Here is a 12,678-nt window from a genome sequence, read left to right as displayed (position 1 = left end):
CCGCGGCTGACTTCCGGTCCGGCACGGCTCCGCGTAATGAGCGCGGAACCGGCCTCCGGGGCGCGTTCGCCACACGGGAGCTCAGTTTCATGGCCGCCGGTTCCGTACGTGTTGTCCGTACGGCCTGGCGGAAGTCTTCAGGTCGTGTGCGCGGCCCGACCCAGGTGGCTCCCGAGTGCCAGGGCTGCGCGACGACGGCGTTCCTTACGCGGCGGGACCTTCCGGCGCCTTCGCGTCGGCGGCTACGGCGGCCGTGGGTGTAGCGGCCGTATCAGCCTCGCGGTCGGGCGCGAGCGGGTCGGTCACCGTGCCGGACTCCTCGTCGAAGAGCCCCTGCGCCAGCCTGGTCACCGCTGAGGGGACCGGCGGCGCCAGGTCGGCCACAGCTCGGAGACCGGACAGGACGTCGTCGGGTCGCACGGCAGGTGTCAGATGCCGAACAACCAGGCGCAGTATCGCACAGGCATTGTCCAGGGGCCTATCAGCCTGGGCAGGAAGTGCCTCGAGACTGACTACAGCGCCGCGCGTGTCGAAGGTCCGGATGCCGTTCTTGGTACGTCGCTGCACCTCCACGGTCTCGGCGGCGAGGAAGGCCGCCACGGCCCGCTCGGCCTCGGAGGGCTCCACGCCGTCCAGGCGCAGCTCCCAGACGGAGGCCGTGAGCCGGTCCGCGAGGCCCGAGGTGCGGGCCTCCACGGCGTCGATGATGTCGAGCCCGGCCGGCATCGACTCGTCGAGCAGCTCACGGAGCTTCTCGGGGTCGCGGGGCTCGGCGAGGGCGATCTCCAGGTACTCGGCCTCGCTGCCGGTCCCGGTCGGGGCGGCGTTCGCGTACGAGACGCGGGGGTGCGGGGTGAAACCGGCCGAGTACGCCATCGGCACCTCGGCGCGGCGCAGGGCCCGCTCGAAGGCGCGCTGGAAATCGCGGTGGCTGGTGAACCGGAGGCGGCCGCGCTTGGTGTAGCGCAGTCGGATGCGCTGCACCACCGGTGCGGGAGGCGGGCCTTCGGGCTGTCGCTTGCCCAGTGGTTCTTCTCCTTGTGCGGGGCTCCGCGGCTCGCGCGTCGCCCTGAGCGTCTGTGGGGCCTGCGGGCCACGCCCTGCCTCCGGCTCACCCCTGCCGTTCGTGGAGGGAGATCTCGGGAGCGGGCGTCTTGCCTGCGGCTGTCGTACTACCCAGAGTACGCGCCCGTGACCTCGCCGGTTCCCGGGGAGGAGTACCGAAGAGCGCCTGCCGCACCCCGGCCCGCGCCTCCCGGACGGCGCTGCGGGCGGTGTGCCACACCTCGCGTGCCGCGGCGCGGGAGGTACGCCATACCTCGCGTGCCGCGGTCCGGGAGGCGCGCCACACCTCGCGGACCAGATGTCCGGCGGGCGTGGCCACCTGCCGGTAGGCCCAGGTCGCGGGGCGGGCGACGCAGCCGCGCCAGAGCCACACGAGCCCGCGGCCCAGGGCGCGGCTGACGCGCCCGGCGAGCCGCCAGGTGGAGGCGGCGAAGTGACCGAGGGGCGTCAGCACGTACCGGTACAGGCCCCGGGCCAGCCAGGCGGCGCCGTGCCCGAGCGGGGTCAGCAGGTACCGGTGGGTGGCGATCGCGGCCGGAACGAGGACGTGGCGCCACAGCGCGGCCCAGGGCCAGACGAACAGCGCCTTGCCCAGCCAGCCGAGTACGGCCCAGGCACCGCGGGCCAGCCAGGCGGCGCCGTGTCCGCCGGGGGTGAGGACGTACCGGTACAGCGCCACCCACGGCCACACGAACACGGCGGCGAAGGCGCGCGGCAGGAACCACACCAGGGCGTGCCCGGCCGGGGTGAGGACGTACCGGTACAGCCTGCGGACCAGCCAGGCGATGCCCCGGACCGGCGGCACGAGCAGGTACCGGTAGACGGCGGTGACCGTCCAGGCCACGGCCGCGCCCGACGGCTTCAGCAGGTACCGGACCAGAGCCAGGACCACCCATTCGAGCCCCTTGCCGGCCGGCCTCAGCAGGTACCGGTACAGCGCGGCGCCGACGGGGACGAGCAGGTACCTCCACAGCGCCGCCCACGGCCACACGAACAGCGCCTTGGCCAGCCACTCCAGCGCGACGGCGGTTCCCCGGCCCAGCAGGGCGATCCCCTTGCCTAGCGGTACCAGGATCCAGCGCCACAGGGCGGCCCCGGCCGGCGCGAGCACGTACCGCCACAGTCCCGCCCAGGGCCAGTAGAAGACGGCCAGCGCGGCCCACTTCAGCACCAGCCCGGTCCCCCGCGCCAGCCAGGCGAGGGCGCGCCCGACCGGAGTCAGCACGTACCGCCGCAGCCAGGCGCAGGCGCGGGCCACCGCGTCCCCGGCCGGGCGCAGGGCGCGCCGGTACACGGTGCGCGCCGCGAGGACGAGCAGGTCCCAGACCACCCGCACGGGCAGCACGATCACCACGGCCAGGATCCGCACCGGGATCCGGACCATCGCGAACACGCACCCCTGCCCACCGGGTTGGGGCTCACGCGGCTCGTGCGCTGTACGTTTTTCCAGGTCCATGCCTGTGACGACGCACGTGTGCCCCCCACCGTTCCCGGTGGGGGGCACATGTGGGCGGGTTCAGCGCGAGGTCACTTCACGACCGACAGCGGCAGCAGCTTCTTGCCCGTCGGGCCGATCTGGATCTGGGTGTCCATCTGCGGGCAGACGCCGCAGTCGAAGCACGGGGTCCAGCGGCAGTCCTCGACCTCGGTCTCGTCGAGGGCGTCCTGCCAGTCCTCCCAGAGCCAGTCCTTGTCGAGACCGGAGTCCAGGTGGTCCCAGGGCAGGACCTCCTCGTACGTGCGCTCACGCGTCGTGTACCAGGCCACGTCCACGCCGTAGGCGGGCAGCGTCTTCTCCGCGGCCTGCATCCAGCGGTCGTACGAGAAGTGCTCGCGCCAGCCGTCGAAGCGGCCGCCCGACTCGTAGACGGCACGGATGACGTCGCCGATGCGGCGGTCACCGCGCGAGAGCAGGCCCTCGACGATGCCCGGCTTGCCGTCGTGGTAGCGGAAGCCGATGGAGCGGCCGTACTTCTTGTCCCCGCGGAGCTTGTCGCGGAGCTTGCCCAGGCGGGCGTCCGTCTCCTCGGCCGACAGCTGAGGCGCCCACTGGAACGGGGTGTGCGGCTTCGGCACGAACCCGCCGATGGACACCGTGCAGCGGATGTCGTTCTGGCCGGAGACCTCGCGGCCCTTGGCGATGACGTTGACCGCCATGTCGCCGATCTGGAGGACGTCCTCGTCGGTCTCGGTCGGCAGGCCGACCATGAAGTACAGCTTCACCTGGCGCCAGCCGTTGCCGTACGCGGTGGCGACGGTCCGGATCAGGTCCTCTTCCGAGACCATCTTGTTGATGACCTTGCGCATGCGCTCGGAGCCGCCCTCGGGGGCGAAGGTCAGACCGGAGCGGCGGCCGTTGCGGGTCAGCTCGTTGGCCAGGTCCACGTTGAAGGCGTCCACGCGGGTCGACGGCAGGGACAGGCCCACCTTGTCGTCCGTGTAGCGGTCCGCGAGGCCCTTGGCGATGTCGGCGATCTCCGTGTGGTCCGCGGAGGAGAGGGAGAGGAGGCCGACCTCCTCGAAGCCCGTGGCCTTCAGGCCGCGCTCCACCATCTCGCCGATGCCGGTGATGCTTCGCTCCCGCACGGGGCGCGTGATCATGCCGGCCTGGCAGAAACGGCAGCCGCGGGTGCAGCCGCGGAAGATCTCCACGGACATGCGCTCGTGGACGGTCTCGGCGAGCGGGACCAGGGGCTGCTTGGGGTAGGGCCACTCGTCGAGGTCCATGACCGTGTGCTTGGACACGCGCCACGGCACGCCGGAGCGGTTGGGCACGACACGGCCGATGCGGCCGTCCGGCAGGTACTCGACGTCGTAGAAGCCCGGCACGTAGACGTTGCCGGTCTTCGCCAGGCGCAGCAGGACTTCCTCGCGTCCGCCCGGCCGCCCCTCGGCCTTCCAGGTGCGGATGATCTCGGTCATGTCGAGGACGGCCTGCTCGCCGTCGCCGATGACCGCGCAGTCGATGAACTCCGCGATCGGCTCGGGGTTGAAGGCCGCGTGGCCGCCCGCGAGGACGATCGGGTGGTCGACCGTACGGTTCCTGGCCTCCAGCGGGATGCCCGCGAGGTCCAGTGCCGTGAGCATGTTGGTGTAGCCCAGCTCCGTGGAGAAGGACAGGCCGAACACGTCGAAGGCGGAGACCGGGCGGTGGCTGTCCACGGTGAACTGCGGCACCTTGTGCTCGCGCATCAGTTCTTCGAGGTCGGGCCACACGCTGTAGGTGCGCTCGGCGAGGACGCCCTCGCGTTCGTTGAGCACCTCGTAAAGGATCATGACGCCCTGGTTGGGCAGCCCGACTTCGTACGCGTCCGGGTACATGAGCGCCCAGCGGACGTCGCAGCTCTCCCACTCCTTGACCGTGGAGTTGAGTTCACCGCCGACGTACTGGATGGGCTTCTGCACATGCGGAAGCAGGGCCTCAAGCTGAGGGAAGACCGACTCGGTCATCACGCGACTTTCGTGAAGCGGGCAGGGGGCAGCTCTCAAGCGTACCTCTAGGCCCAGCTGCCCCCATCCACATGATCATCCCAGGGCGGCCCGCAGCCCCGGCTCGGAGGTCTTGCCCCAGACGTCCGGAAGCTCCCGTTCTCGGCGCTCGGCCAGGGCCTCCTCGCGGGCGTAGAGCACGCCCCAGGTGAAAGCCGATTCGCCCGCGGCCGCCGCCTGGACGCCGAGGCCGCGCAAGGCCTCGCGGGCGACCACGCTGTCCTGGTGGTCGCCGAGCAGGGTCTGGACCGCCTTCACGGCCTTGGCCAGGCGTTTCGCCGGTTTGCCGAGGGCCGGGGTGGCCGCCTCCGCCGCGTAGCGGGCGCGCTTGGCCGCCTTGCGGGCCTCGTGCAGGGCCAGGTCGCGTTCCCCGCCCGGTTCCATGGCGAGCGCGTCCTCGACCCGGCCTGCGAGTCGCTCGTAGTCGCGCAGCACCGCCTTGGGCAGGACCCGCTCCGCCCGCCCGCCGGAGGCCTTGAGCAGCGGCGGCGCGTCCAGCACGGCGTCGAGGGAGTCCAGCAGGGCGAGGTACCGGGCGCTGTCGAGCACGGCCAGAGCCCGGCGGCGCGATCCGGAGCGGCGGGTGTTGTTCCACGTCCGCAGCCGGCTGCGGACCGGGCCGAGCAGCAGGGTGCGCGGGAGCTCGTCGAGGCGGGTCTGGATCCGCTCGAGCAGGACCTCCTGATCCCGGTCGACGCCGAGTTCGGCGGCCAGCCAGCGCAGTTCCTCGCCGATCGGGTCGGTCACGGCCCGGTCCAGCACCTTGCGGTACGTCTTGAAGGCGCTGCGCAGGCGCCGGGTGGCGACCCGCATCTGGTGTACGGAGTCCGGCAGACCCCGCCGCACGGCGGGGTCCAGGGTGATCAGGGCGTCTCGCTGTTCGCGCAGGTACGAGAGGACGTACGCGCCCGCCGTGCCGTCACCGGGATCCGCCACGGGCGGGGCCGCGGGCTCGGCGCCGGGCTCGGCCTCGGTCGCGGCCTCGGTCTCGGTGAGGGCCCGGGCGAGTTTCGAGGGGGCGGCGGAGACCCGGAGCCCGGCCTTGCGGAAGGCCTTCTCGACCGCGTCGAGCAGTTGGGGGTCGACCCCGTCGGCGAGTTCCACCTCGACCTCGGTCCAGGCGGCGGTGGCCTCGCCGCGCTCCGCCCGGACCGTGTCGGTGCTCAGTTCCGCGAGCAGCGCTCCGTCGGCGTCCAGGAGATGGCTGAGCTTGCGCGAGGAGAGGAGTCTGACCTGCGGCTCCAGCCCGGCGCCGCGCACCCGGGAGCGGAGCAGGGCGGCCAGTGAGCCGGGGATGGTGTCGCTGAGCGCGGCCCCGATCTCGTCGCGCACGCCCGGGGAGACGGGCAGTTTGAGGTGCCAGCCCGCGTCGCCGCCGCCGGTTCGGCGCCGCAGGGTGAGACCGTCGGCGGCGAGCCGGTGGTCCGGGGTGTCGTAGTAGACGGCGTCGAGGTCGACCGTGCCCTGGTCGGAGACGGCCGCGATCGCGGCAGTGCCCGTCAGGTCCGGCACCCCGCGCCGGGCCGCCGACGCCTTAGTGAACTCGAATTTCCGCTCGATCTCGCGCTTCGTGTCCGCCATAGACCGAACTTAGTCCTGAACGGATCACGACGGCAGGGTGAACGGGACATCAGGCCGACAATGGCCGTTGCACCTTGATCGACTGCAACAGCCCGATGGCCACCCACACGGCGAACATCGACGAGCCTCCGTACGAGACGAACGGCAGCGGGAGCCCGGCCACCGGCATGATCCCGAGGGTCATCCCGATGTTCTCGAAGGACTGGAAGGCGAACCAGGCGATGATCCCGGCGCACACGATCGTCCCGTAGAGCTCGGTGGTCTCGCGGGCGATCATGCACGCTCGCCACAGCACCACGCCCAGCAGCAGGAGGATCAGCCCGGCTCCGAGGAAGCCCAGCTCCTCCCCCGCCACCGTGAAGACGAAGTCGGTCTGCTGCTCCGGCACGAACTGGCCGGTGGTCTGCGAGCCCTTGAAGAGCCCGGAGCCGGTCAGCCCGCCGGAGCCGATCGCGATGCGCGCCTGGTTGGTGTTGTATCCGACGCCGGCGGGGTCGAGTTCGGGGTTGGCGAAGGCCGCGAAGCGGTTGATCTGGTACTCGTCGAGGACGCCGAGCTGCCAGATCAGGATGGCTCCGCCCGCGCCCGAGCCGAGCAGGCCCAGCACCCAGCGGTTGGAGGCGCCGGAGGCCAGCAGAACGCCGAGCACGATGACGACCATGACCATGACGGAGCCGAGGTCGGGCATCAGCATGACGATGCCCATGGGGGCGGCGGCCAGGCACAGGGCCTTGACGACCGTGCGGTGGTCGGGATGGGTGAGGTCTCCCGCGTCCACCCGGGCCGCCAGCAGCACCGCCATGACCAGGATGATCGTGATCTTCACGAACTCGGAGGGCTGGAGGGAGAATCCGCCGCCGATCACGATCCACGCGTGGGCGCCGTTGATGGTGGCGCCGAGCGGGGTGAGCACCGCGAGGATCAGCACGAGCGAGAGCCCGTAGAGGATCGGCACCGCGCCGCGCAGGGTGCGGTGGCCGAGCCAGATGGTGCCGATCATCAGCACGAGGCCGATGCCGGTGTTCAGGGCGTGCCGGGCGAGGAAGTAGTACGGGTCCCCCTGGTTCAGCTGCGTCCTGTTGCGGGTCGCCGACCACACCAGCAGGGCGCCGATGAAGGACAGCGCGAGCGCGGAGAGGAGTATCGGCCAGTCGAGCCGGCGCACCACCGAGTCGCGGGCGGTGAGCCGGGCCACCGTCCCGCGCTGGGGCGCGTACCGGGAGACGGAGAACTTGTTGGCGGTCTGCATGGTCGTTCGGTCCTCGGTCCTCAGTCCTGACGCGCGGGGGGCGGGGCGGGCGGCCCGGCGAGCGCGGGCGGCTCCAGCTCCTCCGGGGACGGCGGTACGTACGGCCGGATCTCGGGTGAGTCGATGGAGCCGTCGGGGTGGATCTTGGGCAGTTTCGCCTCCGGCTTGAGCAGCAGGGCCTTCTTCAGGTCCTGCTTGCCGGCCATGTCGAGGCCGTAGATGGCGTTGTAGATGTTGCGGACGGCGGGGCCGGAGGCTCCGGAGCCGGTGCCGCCCTGGGAGATCGTCATGACGATCGCGAAGTCGTCGGTGTAGGTCGCCAGCCACGAGGTGGTCTGCTTGCCGTAGACCTGGGCGGTGCCGGTCTTGGCCCGCATCGGGATCTTGTCCAGCGGCCAGCCGATGAACCGCCAGGCGGCGGTGCCGCCGGGCTCGGCGACGGAGCGCAGTCCCTTGTCGAGGTCGCCGATGGTCTCGGCGGTGATCGGCAGCCTGCCGTGGGCCTGGGGCTTGATCCACTCGATGCGCTTGCCGTCGGGGCTGATCACGGCCTTGCCGACCGTGGGGTTGTAGAGGGTGCCCCCGTTGCTGATGGCGGAGTAGGCGGTCGCCATCTGGATGGGGGTGACGAGCACGTCGCCCTGGCCGATGGCGAAGTTGATGCTGTCGTAGGCCTTCAGCTGATTGCCTTCGAGGCAGCTCTCGTAGGCGATCTGCTCGACGTAGGTGCCGCCCCGCTTGCCCTGCTTGCACCAGGAGTCCTTGTTGGCCGCCCAGAAGCTCTGCTTCCACTTGCGGTCGGGGATGCGGCCGGTGACCTCGTTCGGCAGGTCGACATGGGTCTCGGAGCCGAGCCCGAATTCGCGGGCGGTCCGGTAGAACCAGTCGTGGGCGTCCTTCTTCGGCTTGAGGCCGCCGTCGCGGTTCCACTCCTTGTGACCGAGGGCGTAGAAGACGGTGTTGCAGGAGAACTTGAGGGCGTCTCCGAGGGTGATGGGGCCGTGTCCCTTGGACTCGAAGTTCGCGAAGCTCCGGCCGCCCATGTTGTAGGAAGCGCTGCAGTTGTACTTGCCGTTGAAGTCGTAGCCGGCCCGCACGGCCGCGCTCGCCGAGACCACCTTGAAGATGGAGCCGGCGGGAGCCTGGCCCTGGATGGCCCGGTTGAGCAGCGGGTAGTTGGAGTTCTTGCTGGTGAGGCGGGCGTAGTCCTTGCCGGAGATGCCGCCGACCCAGGCGTTGGGGTCGTAGTCGGGCTGGGAGGCCATCGCGACGACGCGGCCGGTCTTGGTCTCCATGACGACGACGGCGCCCGAGTCGGCCTCGTACTTGCGGCCGGTGATGTTGTCGGTCTCGTGGCGGACGACCTTCATCGCCTGCTGGAGCTCGAACTCGGCGACGGCCTGGACCCGGGCGTCGATGCTGGTGATGAGGGTGGCCCCGGCCACACCGGGGTCGGACTTGGTCTGACCCATGACCCGGCCGAGGTTGTCGACCTCGTACGAGGTGACCTCCGCCTTGCCGCGCAACTGCTTGTCATAGGTGCGTTCGATCCCGGAGCGGCCCACCTGATCGGACCGCAGGTGCGGCGAGTCCGTGTCCTTGGCCTTCTGGATCTCCTCGTCGGTGACCGGCGAGAGGTAGCCGAGCACCTGTGAGGTACGGGCTCCGCCGGGGGCCGGGTAGCGGCGCACGGCAGTGGGCTCCGCGGTGATGCCGGGGAATTCCTCGGGGCGTTCGCGCAGCTGCAGCGCCTGCTGCGTGGTGGCTTCGAGGGTGACCGGAATCGGCTGGTACGGGGAGCCGTTCCAGCAGGGCGCAGGGGTCTGGGAGTCGCAGAGGCGGACCTTCTCCATGACCTCCTTGGGGGTCATGCCCAGGACGTCGGCGAGGCGGGTCATGACGGACTTGCCCCGGTCCTTCATCTTCATCAGCGAGGTGCGGCTGGCGGATACGACCAGGCGGGTCTCGTTGTCGGCGAGCGGGACCCCGCGGGCGTCGAGGATCGACCCCCGCACCGCGGGCTGGACGACCCGCTGGACGTGGTTGCTCTTCGCCTCGTGGTAGTACTCGTCCCCGTTGCGGATCTGGAGGTACCAGAGGCGACCGCCGAGGGTGACCAGCATCGACAGGACGAGTACCTGGATCATGACGAGCCGGATCTGCACCCGGGAAGTGCGGCCGGTCTCGGGGATGTTGGTCACGTCCGCTCCTCCCTCACAGTTTCTTGACGCTCTTCACGATCTTGACCGCCTTGACGCCCTTTATCCGGCCGGCCCGGTTGGCGCGGCCGCGCGCGGTCTTCAGCCGCAGGCCGCCGCGCTGGCTGCCGATGCGCAGGCCGGTGCCGCCGGCCAGCCAGCCCGAGGTCACGTCCTTGCCCTGCGGCGGTCCGCCGCCGGCCTCGACGGCCATCGGGTCGTTCTCGGCGCGCCGGGCCAGCGCCATGATGAACGGCACGGTGAACGGCGCGAGCAGCAGGTCGTAGAGGGTGGCGGTGAACAGCAGCCCGGTCAGGCCCACGTGGCGGGCGGCGGTGTCGCCGACGAGGGCGCCCACGCCCGCGTAGAGCAGGGTGGAGCCGATCGCGGCGGCGACGACGGTCAGCAGGGGGCCCCAGGCGGAGCGGAACCGTCCGTTGTCGGGGCGCACCAGGCCGCACACGTAGCCGATGACGCACAGGACGAGCGCGTACCGTCCGGCGGCGTGGTCGGCGGGGGGTGCCAGGTCGGCGAGGAGACCGGCGGCGAAGCCGATGAGGGCGCCGCTGACGTGCCCGTACACGAGTGCGAGGGCGACCACGGTGAGCAGCAGCAGGTCGGGCACGGCGCCGGGCAGTTGGAGCCGGCCCAGGACGGTGACCTGCACGACGAGGGCGACCACGACGAGCGTGGCCGAGAGCAGGATCCGGTTGAAGCGCATGGTCGGTCTGCTCCTACTCGTCGGCCGGCGTGCCGGGCACACTGGCGGACCCGGACGGGGTGACCGTGACGGTGACCGTCGGGGTGGGCTTGGGGGCCTCGGGCTTGGGCGGCAGGACGGCGTCGCGCGGGTCCTCGCGCGGCGGCATCACCACGACGCCGACGATGTCCAGTCGCGAGAAGCCGACGAACGGACGCACCCAGACGGTGCGGGTCAGGTCGCCGCGGGCCGGGTCGACCTTGACGATCTCGCCGATCGGCACGCCGGGCACGAAGGGCTTGTTGCCGTGCGAGCCGAAGGTCAGGAGGCGGTCTCCGGGGCTGACCTTGGCCTTGCCGTTGAGCATCTGGACGGACAGGGCGCGGTCGCCCTGGCCGGTGGCGAAGCCGAGTTCGCCGGTCTTCTCCAGGCGGGTCCCGACCGTGAAGTCGGGGTCGTTGGCGAGGACGACGGTGGCGGTGTCGGGGCCGACGGTGGTGACCCGGCCGACGAGTCCGTCCCCGTTGAGGACGGTCATGTCGCGCTCGATGCCGTCCTTGCTGCCGGCGTCGATGGTGACGGTCCAGGAGAAGCCCTGGGCCGCTCCTATGGCGATGACCTCGGCGCCCTTGATGCCGTACTGTCCGGCGCCCGCCCGCTTGAGCATCTCGTCCAGCTCGTGGATGCGGCTGCGGGTCTGGTCCTCGCTGCCCAGCTTGGCCTTCAGGGCCGCGTTCTGCTGCTCCAGCACGGCGATGCGGTTGTGGCGTTCGCCGGAGTCCCGTACCGCCCCTATGGCGTTGGCGACCGGGTCGACGGCGGTTGCCACGCCCTTCTCGACCGGGCCGAAGACCGCTGCGGCGGCCTGCCGGGCACCGTCGACCGGCGACTCCTCGCCTGCCCTGATGTCCACCGTGATCAATGCGAACGCGATGGCGATCAGAAGCACCAGGAGCAGCCGGCTTTCTCGTGTGTCCCTCACGTGCGGCGGCCGTGCCTTCCTCGTCGGAATGTTGTTTTGCCTGTATATCAACGATCCGCCGCACGGGCCCGGTAGCACCCGTACGGCGGATCCTTGTGTGTTCCGCATGATCCCTCCGGCGTGGAGGGGTGTCTGTCAGCGACGGGGCTGGGCGTCCAGGACCTGCTGGAGGGCCTCGAACTCCTCGACGCACTTGCCGGAGCCGAGTGCGACGGAGTCGAGCGGGTCTTCCGCGATGTGGATGGGCATCCCGGTCTCGCGCCGCAGCCGCTCGTCGAGGCCGCGCAGCAGGGCGCCGCCGCCGGTCAGGACGATGCCGCGGTCCATGATGTCGCCGGAGAGCTCCGGCGGGCACTTGTCGAGGGTGGTCTTGACGGCGTCGACGATGGCGTTGACGGGTTCCTCGATGGCCTTGCGCACCTCGGCAGCCGAGATGACGACCGTCTTGGGCAGGCCGGAGACCAGGTCGCGACCCCGGATCTCGGTGTGCTCGTCCTTGTCGAGGTCGTACGCCGACCCGATGGTGATCTTGATCTGCTCGGCGGTGCGCTCGCCGAGGAGGAGCGAGTACTCCTTCTTGATGTGCTGGATGATCGCGTTGTCGAGCTCGTCGCCGGCCACCCGGATGGACTGTGCCGTGACGATTCCGCCGAGGGAGATGACGGCGACCTCGGTGGTGCCGCCGCCGATGTCCACGACCATGTTGCCGGTGGCCTCGTGGACGGGCAGGCCCGAGCCGATGGCGGCGGCCATGGGCTCTTCGATGATGTGCACCTGGCGGGCGCCGGCCTGCGTGGACGCCTCGATGACGGCGCGTCGCTCCACTCCGGTGATGCCGGAGGGCACGCACACCACGACGCGCGGGCGGGCCAGGTAGCGGCGCTTGTGGATCTTGAGGATGAAGTACCGGAGCATGCGCTCGGTGATCTCGAAGTCGGCGATGACGCCGTCCTTGAGGGGCCTTACGGCGACGATGTTGCCGGGCGTGCGCCCGATCATCTTCTTCGCCTCGGAGCCGACCGCCAGAATGCCGCCGGTGTTCGTGTTGATGGCGACCACGGACGGCTCGTTCAGGACGATCCCCCGGCCCCTCACGTACACCAGCGTGTTGGCGGTCCCGAGGTCGATCGCCATGTCACGGCCGATGAACGACATAGTGTTCCCCTTGTTCCCCATGAGGAGCGTCTGGCCTTCCAGTTGATAGCGGCTGCTGTCAGGTCGGCGAGGTGGGTGTGTGGGTGGAGGCCCCATCGTAGTGCCGGGAGTACGGACACCGCGCGACGGGACTCCGGCAATCCCGCCGGAATGGATACCCGCCCCCTTAGTGGTGACGACGTGTCCTGCCCAGGCGTTCCCGGTATCGCCCGGAAATACCGCAGGGCGACCGAAATTACTTCGGTCGCCCCAGGTCATG

The 12,678-nt window shown here is 70.6% G+C and carries 9 protein-coding genes; all 9 read right to left on the bottom strand.

Features of this window, described 5'->3' with window-relative positions:
* Nucleotides 1-204: 204 nt before the first annotated feature.
* The 9 genes from OHA89_RS24505 to OHA89_RS24465 all read right to left on the bottom strand — a co-directional run bounded on the left by OHA89_RS24505 (nucleotide 205) and on the right by OHA89_RS24465 (nucleotide 12,419).
* Complete coding sequence (locus OHA89_RS24505; RefSeq protein WP_215140047.1) at nucleotides 205-984, bottom strand: TIGR03936 family radical SAM-associated protein; 780 nt, start codon at nucleotides 982-984, stop codon at nucleotides 205-207.
* Nucleotides 985-1,111: 127 nt separating this feature from the next.
* Nucleotides 1,112-2,458 carry a hypothetical protein gene (locus OHA89_RS24500; protein ID WP_406367107.1) on the bottom strand — a complete coding sequence of 449 codons (1,347 nt, stop codon included), beginning with the start codon at nucleotides 2,456-2,458 and terminating at the stop codon, nucleotides 1,112-1,114.
* Nucleotides 2,459-2,592: 134 nt separating this feature from the next.
* Nucleotides 2,593-4,518, bottom strand: coding sequence for a TIGR03960 family B12-binding radical SAM protein (locus OHA89_RS24495; protein WP_257556340.1), 1,926 nt, complete (start codon nucleotides 4,516-4,518; stop codon nucleotides 2,593-2,595).
* Between the two features lie 72 nt (nucleotides 4,519-4,590).
* Entirely contained in the window at nucleotides 4,591-6,135 is a 1,545-nt protein-coding gene (locus OHA89_RS24490) for a CYTH and CHAD domain-containing protein (protein WP_266609729.1), read from the bottom strand.
* A gap of 49 nt (nucleotides 6,136-6,184) precedes the next feature.
* A complete protein-coding gene (gene rodA / locus OHA89_RS24485; protein WP_215140044.1) occupies nucleotides 6,185-7,384 on the bottom strand; it encodes a rod shape-determining protein RodA in 1,200 nt (399 codons plus the stop codon).
* Nucleotides 7,385-7,404: 20 nt separating this feature from the next.
* Nucleotides 7,405-9,585 carry a penicillin-binding protein 2 gene (gene mrdA, locus OHA89_RS24480; protein WP_266609728.1) on the bottom strand — a complete coding sequence of 727 codons (2,181 nt, stop codon included), beginning with the start codon at nucleotides 9,583-9,585 and terminating at the stop codon, nucleotides 7,405-7,407.
* 13 nt (nucleotides 9,586-9,598) lie between these two features.
* Nucleotides 9,599-10,303, bottom strand: a complete 705-nt coding sequence (mreD, locus tag OHA89_RS24475; protein WP_266609727.1) for a rod shape-determining protein MreD — start codon at nucleotides 10,301-10,303, stop codon at nucleotides 9,599-9,601.
* A 13-nt stretch (nucleotides 10,304-10,316) separates the two neighbouring features.
* On the bottom strand, nucleotides 10,317-11,264 hold the full coding sequence (gene mreC, locus OHA89_RS24470; RefSeq protein WP_215140041.1) for a rod shape-determining protein MreC: 948 nt from the start codon (nucleotides 11,262-11,264) through the stop codon (nucleotides 10,317-10,319).
* Between the two features lie 135 nt (nucleotides 11,265-11,399).
* A complete protein-coding gene (locus tag OHA89_RS24465) occupies nucleotides 11,400-12,419 on the bottom strand; it encodes a rod shape-determining protein (protein ID WP_008738981.1) in 1,020 nt (339 codons plus the stop codon).
* Nucleotides 12,420-12,678: the final 259 nt, after the last annotated feature.

The sequence above is a fragment of the Streptomyces sp. NBC_01546 genome, assembly GCF_045208355.1.
Taxonomy (GTDB): Bacteria; Actinomycetota; Actinomycetes; order Streptomycetales; family Streptomycetaceae; genus Streptomyces.
The sequence above is the reverse complement of the archived record's forward strand: the minus strand, read 5'-3'. Positions and strand labels throughout refer to the sequence as shown.